Origin of the sequence: Microbacter sp. GSS18, assembly GCA_029319145.1 — a bacterium.
Classification (GTDB): Bacteria; Actinomycetota; Actinomycetes; order Actinomycetales; family Microbacteriaceae; genus Microbacterium.
Genome location: CP119753.1, coordinates 2,673,440 through 2,688,556 on the forward strand (window position 1 = coordinate 2,673,440; position 15,117 = coordinate 2,688,556).

At 72.1% G+C, this 15,117-nt stretch carries 15 protein-coding genes and 1 riboswitch; of the genes, 3 read left to right on the forward strand and 12 right to left on the reverse strand.

The features are described 5' to 3' along the window. Nucleotides 1–22 precede the first annotated feature (22 nt). From P0L94_12235 to P0L94_12250, 4 genes are all read right to left on the reverse strand, one after another. Complete coding sequence (locus tag P0L94_12235; protein ID WES63224.1) at nt 23–319, reverse strand: UBP-type zinc finger domain-containing protein; 297 nt, start codon at nt 317–319, stop codon at nt 23–25. A 50-nt stretch (nt 320–369) separates the two neighbouring features. Beyond that, nucleotides 370–1,158 (reverse strand): energy-coupling factor transporter transmembrane component T, encoded by a 789-nt coding sequence (locus P0L94_12240; protein ID WES63225.1) that lies wholly within the window; start codon nt 1,156–1,158, stop codon nt 370–372. Continuing rightward, a complete protein-coding gene (locus P0L94_12245; protein ID WES63226.1) occupies nt 1,155–2,615 on the reverse strand; it encodes an ATP-binding cassette domain-containing protein in 1,461 nt (486 codons plus the stop codon). The genes P0L94_12240 and P0L94_12245 overlap by 4 nt, the downstream gene beginning before the upstream one ends. 4 nt (nt 2,616–2,619) lie before the next feature. Then, nucleotides 2,620–3,258: an ECF transporter S component gene (locus P0L94_12250; protein ID WES63227.1), complete on the reverse strand. Its 639-nt coding sequence runs from the start codon at nt 3,256–3,258 to the stop codon at nt 2,620–2,622. Further along, nucleotides 3,250–3,359, reverse strand: a riboswitch (TPP riboswitch). Its footprint overlaps the gene before it by 9 nt. Nucleotides 3,360–3,491: 132 nt before the next feature. Here P0L94_12250 and P0L94_12255 point away from each other — a divergent pair. Further along, nucleotides 3,492–5,054, forward strand: a complete 1,563-nt coding sequence (locus tag P0L94_12255) for a hypothetical protein (GenBank protein ID WES63228.1) — start codon at nt 3,492–3,494, stop codon at nt 5,052–5,054. 12 nt (nt 5,055–5,066) lie between these two features. Here the strand turns inward: P0L94_12255 and P0L94_12260 are convergent, their stop codons facing one another. Genes P0L94_12260 through P0L94_12275 form a run of 4 tightly spaced genes read right to left on the reverse strand, consistent with a single transcriptional unit; the run spans nt 5,067 to nt 8,460 of the window. Beyond that, complete coding sequence (locus P0L94_12260) at nt 5,067–5,996, reverse strand: DnaJ domain-containing protein (protein WES63229.1); 930 nt, start codon at nt 5,994–5,996, stop codon at nt 5,067–5,069. A 37-nt stretch (nt 5,997–6,033) separates the two neighbouring features. Beyond that, entirely contained in the window at nt 6,034–6,576 is a 543-nt protein-coding gene (locus tag P0L94_12265; GenBank protein ID WES63230.1) for a hypothetical protein, read from the reverse strand. Beyond that, nucleotides 6,573–7,394, reverse strand: a complete 822-nt coding sequence (locus P0L94_12270; protein WES63231.1) for an LssY C-terminal domain-containing protein — start codon at nt 7,392–7,394, stop codon at nt 6,573–6,575. Before P0L94_12270 ends, P0L94_12265 begins: the two co-directional genes overlap by 4 nt. Nucleotides 7,395–7,398: 4 nt before the next feature. Beyond that, nucleotides 7,399–8,460 carry an enoyl-CoA hydratase/isomerase family protein gene (locus tag P0L94_12275; protein ID WES63232.1) on the reverse strand — a complete coding sequence of 354 codons (1,062 nt, stop codon included), beginning with the start codon at nt 8,458–8,460 and terminating at the stop codon, nt 7,399–7,401. A 94-nt stretch (nt 8,461–8,554) separates the two neighbouring features. Between P0L94_12275 and P0L94_12280 the strand changes: the two genes are divergently transcribed. Together P0L94_12280 and P0L94_12285 are read left to right on the forward strand one after the other, a co-directional pair. Beyond that, nucleotides 8,555–10,093: an ATP-binding cassette domain-containing protein gene (locus tag P0L94_12280; protein WES63233.1), complete on the forward strand. Its 1,539-nt coding sequence runs from the start codon at nt 8,555–8,557 to the stop codon at nt 10,091–10,093. Then, entirely contained in the window at nt 10,090–10,911 is an 822-nt protein-coding gene (locus P0L94_12285) for a hypothetical protein (protein WES63234.1), read from the forward strand. Before P0L94_12280 ends, P0L94_12285 begins: the two co-directional genes overlap by 4 nt. Before the next feature lie 12 nt (nt 10,912–10,923). Here the strand turns inward: P0L94_12285 and P0L94_12290 are convergent, their stop codons facing one another. The 4 genes from P0L94_12290 to P0L94_12305 form a co-directional block, all read right to left on the reverse strand. Continuing rightward, nucleotides 10,924–11,322: a hypothetical protein gene (locus P0L94_12290; protein WES63235.1), complete on the reverse strand. Its 399-nt coding sequence runs from the start codon at nt 11,320–11,322 to the stop codon at nt 10,924–10,926. Nucleotides 11,323–11,430: 108 nt separating this feature from the next. Beyond that, nucleotides 11,431–12,306, reverse strand: coding sequence for a fumarylacetoacetate hydrolase family protein (locus tag P0L94_12295; protein WES63236.1), 876 nt, complete (start codon nt 12,304–12,306; stop codon nt 11,431–11,433). Further along, nucleotides 12,303–12,719, reverse strand: a complete 417-nt coding sequence (locus tag P0L94_12300) for a RidA family protein (GenBank protein WES63237.1) — start codon at nt 12,717–12,719, stop codon at nt 12,303–12,305. The genes P0L94_12295 and P0L94_12300 overlap by 4 nt, the downstream gene beginning before the upstream one ends. A gap of 15 nt (nt 12,720–12,734) precedes the next feature. Next, nucleotides 12,735–15,107, reverse strand: a complete 2,373-nt coding sequence (locus P0L94_12305) for a bifunctional salicylyl-CoA 5-hydroxylase/oxidoreductase (protein WES63238.1) — start codon at nt 15,105–15,107, stop codon at nt 12,735–12,737. Nucleotides 15,108–15,117: the final 10 nt, after the last annotated feature.

The window sequence follows — 15,117 nt, forward strand, 5'->3', positions numbered from 1 at the left end:
GTAGCCCCAGGACGGCGGGTCTTCAGTCCGCGGGCCGCATCGGTGCGGCACCGTCGATCTCGAACACGAGTCTCTCCGGGTAGCACCACCACCACGACTCCCCGGGCTCGAACGACCGTACGAGGGGGTGATCCTCGTGCTCGTGCCAGTGGCCGGTGGCATGCCTGCCCGGCGAGTTGTCGCAGCATCCGACGTGCCCGCAGGCCATGCAGATGCGCAGATGGACCCAGTGCCCGCCCGTGCGCAGGCATTCCTCGCAGCCGGCGCCCGACGGTGTGACGTCGCGGACGGTGTCCAGGTGGGTGCAGGTGCTCGCCATCGATCCGCCTCTCGTCCTGCCCGGATGCTACCGAAGACGACGGATTCCGGTCACCCCGGGCCGAGGATGAAGTTCCACGTGCCCGCGGCGATCGCGGCTGCCACCGCCACGGCCGCGATGCCGGCGCCCAGGGCGATCAGCACCCATTCGCGGCCGCCGAATCGCGACGTGCGCGCCCACGTCCGGCGGGCCGGGGCGCCGAAGCCGCGTGCCTCCATCGCCGTGGCCAGCTTCGCGCCCCGGCGGATCGAGAGGACGAGCAGGGCGAACGCCATCCCGACGAAGCGGCGGATGCGGCCGCGGTCTGCCACGCCGCGCGCACGCCGGGCCAGCTCGAGCGCGCGCCAGTCGTCGAGGAACAGTCCCACCATGCGAAGTCCGGCGAGGGCACCCAGCACGAACCGTGCGGGCAGCCGGAGGACCTGCGCGAGACCGTCGGCGAGGTCGGTCGGATCGACGGTGACGAACAGGACCACGGACGGCAGCGCGATCGCGAGCACGCGCAGCATCGTGGCGGCGGCCAGCAGCAGCGACCCGTCGCTGACGCGCACGGCGAGCCACTCCAGGTGGATCTCGCCGGAGGCCTCGCCGTACAGGGCGATCGTGAGGCCGGTCAGCGGCGCCGCGATCCACACCGGCCACGTGCGCGTCCAGAACTCCCGCCACCCCAGACCCGCGAACGGCATGAGCGCCAGCTCGAGCATCAGAGCGACGGCGGCCGAGACGACGTCGAGCGTGAACACGAGCGGCACGGCGATGATCGCCGCGGCGCCGAGCTTGGCGACCGGGTTGATCGCGGCGACGGCGCCGACGCGCGCGCGAGCGTCCAGCAGGGTCACGCCGCACCCCCGGCCAGCGCGTAGGTGCGGGCGTGGAGCGCCTCGACCACGTCGCGGTCGTGGGTGACCGCGACGACGGCGGCGCCGTCGTCGCGCAGACCCGCCAGGAGCGCCACGAGCTCGCCCCACGTGCGGGCGTCCTGCCCGAAGGTCGGCTCGTCCAGCACGAGCACCCGCGGGCGGGTGGCCAGCGCCGCCGCCACCGTCAGTCGTCGCTTCTCCCCGCCCGAGAGGGTGTACGGATTCGCGCGGGCGAGATGCTCGAGCCGCAGCCGTTCGAGGAGCGCGTCCACGCGCCGTCGCGTCTCGCCCGCGTCGAGCCGCAGGGCGCGCGGCCCCACCTCGAGCTCCTCGCGCACGGTGCGGGACAGCAGCTGGTGCTCGGGGTCCTGGAAGACCGTGCCGATGCGCGTGAGCAGGTGACGCGACTTCCACCGCACGGGCCAGGCCCCCAGATCGCCGGCGAGGGCGGCCGTCGCGGACAGCTCGCCGGATGCCGGCGGCAGGAGCCCGGCGATCGTGAGGCCGAGCGTGGACTTGCCCGCGCCGTTCGGTCCGGTGATCGCGAGGGCCTCGCCGGCGCGGACGTCGAGGTCGATCCCCGCCGCGACAGGATGCCCCGTCACCCGCTGCACGGCGAGCGCGCTCGCCTCGAGCAGCGACTCACCGGGCGCGAGAGCGGGCGCCGCCGGATGCGCGGGCGGCATCCCGGGAACCCACACTCCCGCCTCGGCCAGGCGCCGGCCCTCGCCCCGCAGGACGCGGTCCGGCGGACCGTCGGCGATCACGCCCGAGGCGCCGAGCACGATGACGCGGGTGACGAGCGGGAGCCACACGTCGACCCGGTGCTCGACGACGACCAGCGTCGCGGGATGCGCCTCGAGCAGCGACCCGACGGCATCGCGCACTTCGGCGACGCCGTCGGGATCGAGGTTCGCCGTCGGCTCGTCGAGCAGGATCAGACCCGGGCGCATCGCGACGGCGCCGGCGAGCGCGAGACGCTGCTTCTGCCCGCCGGAGAGCGCCTTGGTCTCGCGGTCGAGCGGCACATCCAGGCCCACGGCCTCGAGCGCCTCGCGCACGCGCGGCCAGATCTCTTGCCGGGGAACCCCGAGGTTCTCGCAGCCGAACGCGACGTCGTCGCCGACGCGCGCGAGGATCACCTGCGCGTCGGGGTCCTGCAGGACCAGGCCCGCGCGCCCGCGCGAGGCCGACGCCGGCCGGCCGTCGACCAGGATCTCGCCCTGCGACTCGCCCTCCTCCTCACCGCCGACCACGCCCGCGAGCGCGTGCAGCAGCGTCGACTTGCCCGAGCCCGATGCCCCGAGCAGCAGCACGCGCTCGCCGGGGTCGATCCGCAGCGAAACGTCGCGCAGCGCCCAGGCCCGACGCGACGCGTGGCGCCATCCCCAATCGCGCGCCTCGACGGCCGCCGCGCGGGGCGTCTCCGTGCCCACGCGCTCAGACGCGGGCGCGAGCCTCGCGCCCCGACGCGAACCGGTCCAGCGCCCCCGTCGCCGCCAGGCCCCGGGCGAGCAGCCAAGACAGGAGGCCCGCGATGAGGGCGCCCGAGACCATGGCGCTCGCGAGGTACACCACGGTGAAGACGGTGTCGGCTCCGGCGTACCAGAGGATGAGGTTGTTCACGGCGCCGGCCAGCGCAGCGCCGACCCCCGCGAGGATCGCCACCGGCAGGTTCCACCGGCGGTAGAGGAAAAGCAGGAAGATCAGCTCGGCCCCGAGCCCCTGCACCAGTCCGGCTTCGAGCGTGAGGAAGCCGCCCCACTGGTTGCCGACGAGTGCCGACACGACGGCCGCGAGCGTCTCGGTGTAGATCGCCGCGCCCGGCTTGCGGATGATGAGCGCGCCGAGCACGCCGGCGAACAGCCAGGGTCCGTCGAGAAGACCCTGCAGGCCCGGCAGCAGCGGCTCGAGAAGCGCGGAGGGGCCGAGGTAGCCGACGTTCCACAGCAGGAAGATCAGCCCCGACGCGACGCCGATGACGCTGGCGACCACGATGTCGACGACCCTCCAGCGCAGGCTGCGACGAGCGGAGGCGGTCCCCGTGGCGGGTGCGGACGTGGATGCAGACGTGTTCATTTGACTCCTCCCTGCGCCGGCATGATCCGGATCAGGTTCGACGGTCGAAGCGCGGTTCGCTTCCTCTCAGCCCGGCACGCCGGACTCCCGTGGTTTGTGTGGGTGCGAGTATAGCCCCGCACGCAGGGTATTTTCTTATGGTGACCGTCGACGACGCCCCACCCCTGTCACGCCGCGAAGCCCGTGCGCGAGGCAGCCTGACTGCGCCGATCGACGCCGGGGGGACGGCACTCATGACGGCTGACGAGAACATGACGGACGACGACGTCGCACTCGACCGTGCGCCCGACGAGCACGGCGTCGTCGCCGCCGACACGGCCGCCCTGCCGGTCGCCGACGTCGAGACCGACGAGATGGTCCACGACGGGACCCCCCACGAGGCGGCGGACGAGCAGGCGGTCGACGACGGGACCGTCGACGGGGAGAGCGCCGCGGGGGCGCCTGACACGTCCTCCTCGGAGGATGTCGAGGACGATCCCGACCGGCGGATGGCGCTGGAGTGGCTGGACGAGCGCACCCTGACGCCGCGCCCGATCACGACCCCCATGCTGATGTCGGCGGGGCTGCTCGACCGGCCGCCGCGACGCACGCTGCTGCGCCCGGGTGTGCTGGCGCCCACCGCTATCGCCCTGGCCGTGGTGGTCGCCTACTGCCTCACCACGCTGCTGTGGCCGCTGCACGCCATCGAACCGACGATCGCCGCCGACGAGGTCACGCCGCTGCCCGCGGCGGCCGCGGCTCCGGCGTGGCCCGAGAGCGGCAGCGCGGCGATCTCGGTCGCCGGCATCCGCGGGACGCTGTCGTCCGCCGACTCGCCCGACGCGATCGCGAGCATCACCAAGCTCGTCACCGCCCTCGTCGTGCTCGACGAGATGCCGCTCGCCGCCGGAGAGCAGGGCCCGGACTACTGGTTCGGCTACAACGACACGCTGGCGTACTGGAACTACCGAGCCCGCGGCGAGTCGGCGCTCGACGTGCCCGTCGGCGGCAGCCTCACGCAGTACCAGATGCTCGAGGGCATGCTGATCGGCTCCGCCAACAACTACGCCGACCGCCTCGCGAACCGGATCTGGCCGACCGACGCCGTCTACGCCTCGGCCGCAGGCGACTGGCTCGACACGCACGGCGTGCCCGGGATCACCGTCGTCGAGCCGACCGGGTTCGACGCGGGCAACACGGCCACGCCCGCCGCGCTCATCACGCTGGCACAGAAGGCGCTCGCGAACCCCGTCATCGCCGAGATCGTCGCGAAGCGGCAGGTGGACCTGCCCGGCGCCGGCAGCGTCGAGAACACCAATGAGCTCCTCGCCGACGACGGCGTCGTGGGCATCAAGACCGGCACGCTCGACACGTGGAACCTGCTGTCGGCGAAGGACGTCGTCATCGGCGACACCACGGTGCGGCTGTACGCGTCGGTGCTCGGGCAGCCCGACGACGACGCCCGCCTCGCAGCGTCCCGCGCGCTCTACGACCAGATGGAGGCCGAGCTCCAGCCCCGCCCGTCGGTGACGGCCGGGACGGTGGCGGGAACCGTCGAGACGCGGTGGGGAGAGCAGGTCGACGTGATCGCGTCGGGCGATGCCTCCGTGATCCTGTGGAACGGCGGATCGGGCACGGTCACGACCACGTTCGACCTCGGCGACAGCCGCACCGCCGGCGACCAGGTCGGGCAGCTCGACGTCGACGGGCCGCTCGATTCCACCTCCGTCGCGCTCACGCTCGCGCGGGACGTCGAGCCCCCCTCGGCCTGGTGGCGCCTGACGCATCCGCTGGTGCTGTTCGGCCTGGCCGACTGAGCCGGCTCCCCCTCACACGTAGCGCACGACGCGCTGCAGTCGCGTGCGCACGTCGAAGACCTCGTTGCCGCCGACGTCGCGCACCCCGGTGACGCCCCGCCGCAGCACCGTCGACAGCGCGCTGCGCGCGACGACGGCCACCGGCATCCCGCGGACCTTCCCGAGCTCGTCGACGAGTTCGAGGACGTCCTCATCCGGCAGCACGACGATGGCGCCGCTGAACCGTACCCGGGCCGCGCGCGCGATCACCCGCATCCGGGCGAGGAGGCCCGCGATGGGCGGATCGCCGACGCCGTCGCCGATGAGCTCGCCACGCCGAACGCGCACCGGGCCGCCGAAGTCCTCGGACAGGATGCCGTACAGGCCGCTGGGGCCCAGGACGATGTGGTCGAGCTTGTCGTCGGCGGTGCCGCCGCGCCCCGCCGCCTCGACGTCGTGCCACACGGTGTAGCCCATGCCGAGATCGGCGACGATGCGCGCGGTCGCCTCCTCGGCGAGCGCGTCGGCCAGCAGGCGCCGCACTTGATGGGGCGCCGAGCGCACGAGTGCGGGGTCGTACGGGTCGGCGAGCTCGACACCGCGGCCGGCCCACTCCCGGATGAGCGACAGATAGCGCTCGCGGCGCCACCCACCGGGGTGGCCGTAGGAACGCGCGCGGGGGCGCGTGTCACGCGCCGGCGTGCGGGGCGCCTGCCACGGCGACCACTCCGGCGGCGCGGCGGTGCCGAAGCCGTGCCCGCGGTCGTAGGCGGCACGGGCATCCGGCGTGCCGACCAGCTCCCAGGCCCGCTGCACCTGGATGAACGCGGCGGCGTCGCCGCCGGTGTCGGGGTGGGTCTGGCGCTGCCGCAGGCGATACGCGCGGCGCAGGGCCTCGTCATCGGCATCCGGGGCGACGCCGAGAACGTCGTATGCGGACGCCGACAGCGGACTGTCGAACACGGATCACCCCTCTCGGCCGGATGCGGCCGATTCCAGGCTATCGGGGCGCAGGGGGCGCGTCGGCCGCGGGGCCGGGGCCGCGCTCGCGGCGCCGGGCGTAGGCGGCCGCCTCGCGGCTCGACAGGGCGAGCAGCAGCAGGACGTCGAGCCCGACCGAGATCAGCGTCGTCTCGATCGTGATGACCTCGTCGGCGAACCACCACCCGATGAACGCCGTGACGATGAAGAACGTCGCCCACGTCATCACCATCACGCGCGGCCAGTTCCAGCCGCGCAGGATCAGCACGGCGAGCACGATGTCGGCCGCGATGACGATCGCGCCGATCGCGACGAACAGCCACATGGCGGCCCCGAGCGCATCGGCTCCGCCCTCGATCAGGTCGAGGTCGACGCTCGCGACCACCTGCGGCCACAGCCCGGCGATCGACGCGACCCACAGCGCCCCCGCCAGGGCGCGCAGCAGCACCAGCACCGCCCCGGCCGTCGTGGCCGGGGGCCGCGTCATGCCGGGGTCGTACTCGGTCCGCTTGATCAGCTCCGCGGCCGGCTCGAACGCGGGACGCTTGCGCTCCTGGCTCACGCGATCACCGCCCGCAGGTCGATGATCGGCAGATCGCCGTCGGTGCGGATCGTGTCGCCGCCGCCGTTGCGGGCGTGGTAGCCGGTCGAGAAGTCCTCGATGACCTCGAGCCGCACGCGCTCGTCCGCCTCCCGCACGGTCTGGACGATGAAGTCCCGCTCGATGTCGGTGTTGGCGTCGATGCGGTGGGTGACCTGCAGCGTGAACAGCGACAGTCCGACGGCGGTGTCGAAGGTGCCTGCGGCCAGCCAGTCGACGCGATGACCGCCGGGGAGCGGCCAGTCCTCGGGGCACTTCCAGAACCGGACGTGGTGCCGCTTGGCGGGGTTGCCGTCGACCTCTTTCTGGTAGGCGACGTCCTGCTTGCGCTCGAAGAGGAACAGCGGGCTCACCGGCGCCTCGTCGTAGCTGCGCCGCGTGATGGTGGACGTGATGATGCGCCACGACGACCGCAGCGTCACGGGGTCGGCGCGGGTCCACCCCGCGGCGGCCATCGTGGCATCGAGCTGCTCGAACGTGCCGAGCACCGCGAGGTTCACGGGGTCTCCGAGCAGGCCGTCGCTGGTGCGGGCGCGACCGATGAAGTAGTGCGGGACGTAGATCGTGGTGAGGATGCGGTGCAGCCGAGGAAGCACGAGGTAGGCCAGCAGCACCCAGAACACGACGGCGACGAGGAACCCCCACCATCCGACCTGGAACGTCGTGGTCAGGCCGAGGTACGCCAGCCACACGGCCGCGACGCCGGCGAAGACGAAGAAGAACCAATCGACCGCGAGGCCGATGGAGTAGCGCCGTCGCAGCTCCTGCCGGTCTTTCATCTCGTCACTCCCAGAGCGGCGTCTCCGGCACGTGCCGAAGAGCGCGCTGCGCGGCATCCTGCTCCACGTCGGCCAGCGCGGCGGGGCGCCACGCCGGATTCCGGTCCTTGTCGACGAGCTGGGCGCGGATGCCCTCGACGAGGTCGGGCTGGGTCGTCGCGAACCACATCACCAGCCCGTACTCCTGCTCGAGCGCCGCACGCAGTCCGTCCCGTTCGCGGGCGCGGCGGACGGCGGCCAGCGTGACGGTGAGCGCCGTCGGCGAGAGCTCACCGAGCGTGTCCGCGGTCGCGCGGGCCTCGGGCTCGTCCCTCTCCCGCAGTCGATCGACGATCTCGGCCACCGTCGCCGCCGAGAACGCGTCGTCGATCCACGCCCGCGACGCCTCGAGCGTCGACGGCTCGGGGGTCTCGTCGAACAGCAGCACGAGCTCGGTGGGACCGGCAGGATCGGCTCGGGTCTCGAGAGCGTCGCGCAGGGCATCGAGGTGATCGGAGGGGACCAGGTGGTCCGCGAAGCCCGCGTACAGCGCATCGGCCGCATCCATCGCCGCTCCGGTGAGCCCGAGGTACTCCCCCACGCGCCCCGGCGCCCTCGCGAGCAGCAGGCTGCCCCCGACGTCGGGGGTGAGCCCGATGCGGGTCTCGGGCATCGCGAGCTTCGACCGCTCGGTCACGACGCGGATGGCGGCGTGGCCGGCGAGCCCGATCCCGCCGCCCATCGTGATGCCGTCCGCGACCGCCACGATGGGCTTGGGGTACTCGGCGATGCGGGCGTTCAGCGCGTACTCGGCCCGGAAGAAGACCGATGTCTCCTCGGCGCGGCCGGCGCGGATCAGTTCCGCGAGCCCGCGCACGTCGCCCCCGGCGCACAGTCCCCGCTCGCCGGCGCCGTCCAGCAGCACCAGATCGACCTCGGGGTCGGACTCCCAGGAGTCCAGCGCAGCGGTGAGGTCGCGGATCATGCCGAGGTCGAGGGCGTTGATCGCCCGCGGCCGGTTGAGCGTGAGATGCCCGAGGCCGCCGCGCGTGCGGGCCAGGACGCGGGGTTCGTCGTCGACGGTCACGATCGCCACGTTACCCGCCGCGCGTGAATCCCGGCGCCCGCGGGCGCCGTGCACCAGGATGGTGTGCGTCAGTCACCGATGACGAGAGGTTCGCATGCCCGACGGACAGGTCCTCGAGTTCTCCGGCCTCACGAAGCGGTTCGGGACCATCACCGCCGTCTCCGACGTCACGGCGCGTGTCGAGCCGGGGCGGGTGACCGGGTTCCTCGGCCCCAACGGCGCCGGCAAGACCACGACCCTCCGCGTCCTGCTGGGACTCATCCGCGCGACCGCGGGCTCGGCCACGATCGGCGGCACCGCCTACGCCGGGCTTCGGCATCCGATGCGCAGCGTCGGCGCCGTGCTCGAGGCCTCGAGCTACCACCCCGGGCACACCGCGGCGACCCACCTGACCGCGTACGCGCACGCCGGCGGCATCGACCGGTCGCGCGTGGACGAGGTGCTGGGCCTGGTGGGCCTCGCAGATGCCGCCGGGCGAAAGATCGGCGGCTTCTCGCTCGGCATGCGCCAGCGACTCGGGCTCGCCTACGCCCTCCTCGGCGACCCGGGCGTGCTCGTCCTGGACGAGCCGGCCAACGGCCTGGACCCCGAGGGCATCCGCTGGATGCGCGGTTTCCTGCGACAACTGGCCCGCGAAGGGCGCACGGTGCTGGTCTCGTCCCATCTGCTCGCCGAGGTGCAGCAGACGGTGGACTCCCTGCTCATCATCTCGCGCGGACGACTGGTGTTCACCGGCGGCATCGACGAACTCGCCGCCGGCGACGATCACGCGACGGTCGTCGACGCGCCCGACCGCGAGGCTCTCGCGGGCGCGCTGCGCGCAGCGGACGTCTCGTTCGATCTGCTGCGCTCCGGATTCGTCGTCAGCGGGCTCTCGCCGGCCGAGGTCGGTGCGATCGCGGCATCCGCGGGCGTCGCGCTGTCCTCGCTGCATCGCCGGGGCCCCGCCCTGGAGGAGGTCTTCCTCGACCTCGTCAACGGCACCCGCGTGCAGCAAACGCAGGATGCCGCGATGCCGGCCGTGGAGGCCGCGGCGGCCGCCCCAGCACCGGCCGAGGCGCAGGCCCCGTCCGAGGCGACGGCCGAGTCCGCGGCCGAGGCGCCGGCCGAGTCCGAGGCCGAGGCGACGGCCGAGTCCGAGGCCGAGGCGACGGCGAAGTCGGAGGCCGAACCCGAGCCGGAGATCGAACCCGACACCGTGGCCGAACCCGAAGCGACGGCGGAACCGAACGCCGAGGCCGAACCCGAAGCGACGGCGGAGCCAGAGGCCGAGTCCGAGGCCGAAGCCGAAGCCGAGACCGAACCCGAAGCGACGGCGGCGCCAGAGGCCGAGACCGAGCCGGACGTCGACGTGCACCCGCGGCCGGATGGCGCACGGCACGCCGAGGAGCATCGCGAGCCGGATGCGGACGAACCACCGGAACCGGGCGCGGACGAACCTCCGGCCACGGCCGGCGACGACGACCGGCCGTGGGAGACATTCGTCCGGACCGAGGCCGACGAGGAGGCCGACCGGTTCTTCGCGTCCTTCGACGGCGCACGGGCCGAGGACGCCGCGACGCGGCCCGAGATCGCCGAGCCGGCCGCACACGAGGACGACGACGAGCACCGCGACGGGGGTGAGCAGCGATGAGCCTCGCCGCAGCGACGCGCTCCGAGACGACCAAGCAGTTCGGCACCGCCATGTGGTGGGTGCTCATCGTGGTATTCGTCGGCTACGTCGCCTTCACCGCCGGCATCCTCGGCGCCGTGTTCGGCGCCTCCGCGACGGGCAGTCTGCCGGGCGGCACCACCGGTGGCGAACTGCCGTCGGAGGGGCTGCCGCAGATCCTCTACTCCACCGGAACCGCGATCGGCTACGTGTTCCCGCTGCTCATCGGAACCCTGATGGTCACCGGCGAGTTCCGGCACAAGACCCTCACCGCCACGTTCCTCGCGACGCCGCGGCGCGGCTTCGTGCTGCTGGCGAAGATCGCCGTGGGCATCGGGATGGGCGTGATCTACGGCGTCGCGGGCGTCATCGCATCGGTCGGGCCGTCGGCGCCCTTCCTCGCCGGATTCGGGCTCGACACCGAACTCGGCTCCCCCGACATCTGGGCTCTGCTCGGACGGATGCTGCTCGCGTCGGTGCTGTGGGTGCTCGTGGGCATCGGGGTGGGAGCGCTCGTGCGCAACCAGGTGGGCGCCATCGTGATCGTGCTCGTCTTCACACAGTTCCTCGAGCCGGTCGGCCGCGCGGCTGCAGCCTTCGTCGACGGCCTGTCCGATGCGATGCAGTATCTGCCGGGCGCCGCATCCGATGCGCTCGTCGGCGCGAGCGTCTTCACGAGCATGCCGGGGAGCATGGCCTCCGCGCTGGACTGGTGGGTCGGCGGACTGGTGCTGCTCGCGTACGGCGTCGTGCTGATCGCGCTGGGTTACCTCATCAGCTGGCGGCGCGACGTCAGCTGACCCGGCGGGCGCTCAGGCGTCTGCGACGATGTCGACGACGTCGGTGGGGGTGCGTTCGTGGACGTCGATCCGCAGCGCCTTGACCAGATCGAGTCCGTGGCGGGTCGTCAGCAGCACGCGCTGGAACTCGGGGTGCCCGTCCAGGTCGATCACCACGCCCTGGCGGTGACGCCGGACGATGACGAAGTCGTCGGCGGTGGCCGAGCGCCACATGCCCATGGCGACGATGCCGCGCAGGTGCGTTCCCGGGCTCGGGATGCCGCGCAGCCACGTCCAGGCGTCGTCCACGAGCTGGATCTTGGCGATGGTGGAGCGCTCGATCTCCACATTCTTCTTGCGGAATGCCATCGCCTTCTCGGCGCCCGACAGCACGACCTCCAGCCGTGTGGAGTCGAGCATCAGCGTGACCATGCTCATAGTCTGCCAGCGTGCGCAAGCGGGCGTGGACCGGTTTGCTCACAGGACGGCAACGATCATCCGACGCCGAGTCTCTGCCACCCGCGCGCGAGCGTCAGACGGTCATGCCCGCGTCCGGGCGGTGGACTGCCACGCCGGATCGACGATCCGCAGCTTGTTGCGCAATGCGCCGATCCCCTCGATCGAGACCACCACCTGCTCGCCGTCGACGAGGTAGTCCGGCGGCGCGGACGCCTGCCCGACACCGGCGGGCGTGCCGGTCGCGATGACATCCCCGGGGTGGAGCGTGACGATGCGGGAGATGTAGGCGATCAGTGCCGCCGCATCGAACACCAACCCGGCCGTCGAGGCCGACTGACGTCTGGCTCCCGAGACGAACGTCGTCAGACGAGCGTGCGCGGGCAGCTCATCCGGGGTGACCATGACGGGCCCGAGAGGAGTGCTGCTCTCGAACGTCTTCCCCTGGAGCCACTGCGTCGTCCGATACTGATACTCGCGGACGGTGACGTCGTTCATGACGGTGAACCCGGCGATCGCACCGTCCGCGGCCGCTCCGGTGGCGAAGCGTGCGGTCCGGCCGACGACCACCGCCAGCTCGCCCTCCCAGTCGACGCTCCCCGCGACGTCGCGCGGGATGAGGATTTCGTCGCCGGCGCCGATCAGCGCATCGGCGAACTTCGCGAACAGCGTGGGATGCGTCGGCAGCTCCCGCCCCATCTCGAGGATGTGCGCCTGATAGTTCAATCCGACGCAGAAGATCTTGCCGGGACGGGGAACGACCGGCGCCCACGCATCGGACGCGAGGTCGGCGAGCATCCGCACCCGCCCGTCCGCCTCCGACGCGAGCTTCTCCCAGTCGGGCTGCCGCAGCAGGTCCCCCAGGTCCGGCCATTCCCCGATCTCGACAGCCGTGCCCGAAGCACTGTCGACGCGCACGGCGCGCGTGCCATCGCCGGTGCGCAGCGTCGCGAGTCTCACGCGGCACCCCCCGACTCCGCGTGGGCCAGCACCGCGACGCCGGAGATCTCGATCATCGCCTCCTCCTGCCACAGCCGGCTGATGCCGATGCCCGCCATGGCCGGGTAGTGCGCTCCGGCGAGCTCGCGCCACGCCGCGCCGATCTCACGACCGTGCGCCTGATAATCGGCGACATCGGTGAGGTAGATCGTGACGCTCACGAGATCCGTCGGCGACCCCCCGGCCGCCGACAGCGCCGCCAGCAGGTTCCCGAAGGCCTGGCGGAACTGCGCGACGATGCCGCCCGCGACGATGCTCCCGTCCGCGAGCATGGCGGTCTGACCCGCCAGGTGGACGGTGTCGCCCGCGACGACGGCGTGCGCGAAGCCGGACGGACGGGCCAACGTCCCGGGATTGACGAAGGTGTGCGGCATGGTGGTCCCTCTCGATCAGGCTGTCACGGGCGCCGCCGGTCGCCACCGGGCGGGCATCGCGGCGGCCGGTTCGGTTTCGCGAAGATGCAGGCGGGGGCGGACGGCGTCGGTTCGCGCCGAAGGCGGCTTGCGCCTGCCGGCACGGAACGGCAATGGCCACGACACTCCGGCTCCGCGGTATTCCTGGTCTGCCGCGGCGTGCAGCGTCCACTGCGGGTCGTAGAGATGCGTGCGCCCCAGCGCGCACAGGTCGGCGCGGCCGGCGAGGATCAGCGAGTTGACGTCGTCGTATGAGGAGATGGCACCGACGGCGATCACCGGTATCCCCGCCCGTGCGGCGACGCGGTTGCGGATCGCATCGGCGAAGGGCGCCTGGTAGCTGCGCCCGAAGCGCGGCTGCTCGTGCCCCACGACCTGCCCGCTGGAGACATCGATCGCGTCCGCGCCGTGAGAGATGAACGCGTCGGCGATCGCCACCGCATCGTCGACGTCGTTGCCGCCCTCGGCCCAGTCGACGGCGGACAGGCGCACCGTGACGGGCTTGTGCTTCGGGACGGCAGCGCGCACGGCGTCGAAGACCTCGAGCGGGAAGCGGAGCCTGTTCTCCATGGATCCGCCGTACTCGTCGGACCGCTGATTGCTCAGCGGCGACAGGAACGACGACAGGAGGTACCCGTGAGCGGCGTGGACCTCGATGAGGTCGAATCCGGCCTGATCCGCGCGCCGAGCGGCGTCGACGAACTCGCCGATGACACCGTCCATGTCGGCGCGCGTCATCTCGCGCGGGACGAGCCCGCTCTCCTTGTAGGGCACGGGCGACGGGCCGAGCGGCTCCCAGCCGCCGTCGGCGAGCGGCTCGTCGATGCCCTCCCACATGAGCCGCGTCGATCCCTTGCGCCCGGAGTGCCCGACCTGCGCGCCGATCTTCGCCGGCGTGTGGGTGTGCACGTAGTCCACCACACGACGCCAGGCGGCGGCCTGCTCGTCGGTGTAGAGCCCGGTGCAGCCGAGCGTGATCCTGCCGGCCGCGGAGGTGCCGATCATCTCCGTCATCACCAGCCCGGCGCCGCCCATCGCCTTGGAACCGAGATGCACAAGGTGGAAGTCGTTCGCCAGGCCGTCGACGGCGCTGTACATGTCCATCGGCGACACCACGACGCGGTTGTCCAGGCTGAGCTCGCCGATCCGGATCGGCTGGAACATCGCCGGAGCGGCCCGGCCGTCGGGCACTGCATCCGCGAAGTGCGCGTCCGTCCTGGCGGCGAAGCCGGGATCGCGCACCTCGAGTCCGTCACGCGTGATGCGGCGCGAGCGCGTCAGGAGGTTGAAGGCGAACTGCATGGGGTCCTGCTCGACGTACTGGCCGATGTTCTCGAACCATTCCAGGCTCGCCTGCGCGGCTCGCTGCAGAGAGAGGACGACCGGGCGCCGCTGCGCGTCGTAGCGCTCGAGACCTTCGCCGACGTCTGCGGTCTCGTCGAGCGCTGCGGCGAGCGCGAGCGCGTCCTCGAGGGCGAGCTTCGTGCCCGAGCCGATCGAGAAGTGGGCCGTGTGGGCGGCGTCGCCCAGAAGGACCACGTTCTTGCGGTTCCAGTGCTCGTTCCGCACGGTCGTGAACGTGAGCCAGCGCGAGTTGTTCGCCATCAGCCGGTGTCCGTCCAGTTCGTCGGCGAACAGCTCGCCGAGGAACGCGATCGAGCGCTCGTCGCTCTGCCCCGGCGGCAGAGCGGGGTCCGCCCATGCCGCGAAACCGGCGCGTTCCCAGACCGCGGGGTGCATCTCGACGATGAACGTGCTCTCGGTCGCGGAGTACGGATACCCGTGCACCTGCATCGTGCCGTACGGCGTGTCCTTGATGACGAACGTGAACGCTTCGAAGACCTTGTCCGTCGCCAGCCAGATGTACTTCGACCGGCGGGGGTCGAGGGAAGCGCCGAAGTCCTCCGACCAGCGGTTGCGCGTGAGGGAGTTGAGCCCGTCGGAAGCGACGACCAGGTCGTACTCGGCCGCGAGCTGCTCGACATCCGGGGCGATCGTCCGGAAGTGCATCCGCACGCCCGCCGCGCGGCAGCGCTCCTGCAGCAACTCGAGCAGGCGCTTTCGACTCAATGCCGAGAAGCCCTGGCCGCCGACCTGCACGCGCTCGCCGGCGTAGTGCACGTCGATGTCGCTCCACCGGGCCATCTCCGCCGCCATCCCCTCGAACATGTCGGGATCGGCGGCGCGGATGCCCTCAATGGTCTCGTCGCTGAAGACGACGCCGAACCCGAAGGTGTCGTCCGGGGCGTTGCGCTCCCACACGGTGATGTCGTGGGCGGGGTCGAGCTGCTTCATCAGCGCGGAGAAGTACAGGCCACCAGGGCCTCCGCCGATCACGGCAATGCGCACGTCGATGCTC

Bases quoted from the DNA above. Each gene is read 5' to 3' on its own strand.
- P0L94_12235 (WES63224.1), bottom strand. From the start codon at position 319: ATGGCGAGCACCTGCACCCACCTGGACACCGTCCGCGACGTCACACCG.
- P0L94_12250 (WES63227.1), bottom strand. From the start codon at position 3,258: ATGAACACGTCTGCATCCACGTCCGCACCCGCCACGGGGACCGCCTCC.
- P0L94_12255 (WES63228.1), top strand. From the start codon at position 3,492: ATGACGGCTGACGAGAACATGACGGACGACGACGTCGCACTCGACCGT.
- P0L94_12270 (WES63231.1), bottom strand. From the start codon at position 7,394: ATGAAAGACCGGCAGGAGCTGCGACGGCGCTACTCCATCGGCCTCGCG.
- P0L94_12280 (WES63233.1), top strand. From the start codon at position 8,555: ATGCCCGACGGACAGGTCCTCGAGTTCTCCGGCCTCACGAAGCGGTTC.
- P0L94_12285 (WES63234.1), top strand. From the start codon at position 10,090: ATGAGCCTCGCCGCAGCGACGCGCTCCGAGACGACCAAGCAGTTCGGC.
- P0L94_12290 (WES63235.1), bottom strand. From the start codon at position 11,322: ATGGTCACGCTGATGCTCGACTCCACACGGCTGGAGGTCGTGCTGTCG.
- P0L94_12300 (WES63237.1), bottom strand. From the start codon at position 12,719: ATGCCGCACACCTTCGTCAATCCCGGGACGTTGGCCCGTCCGTCCGGC.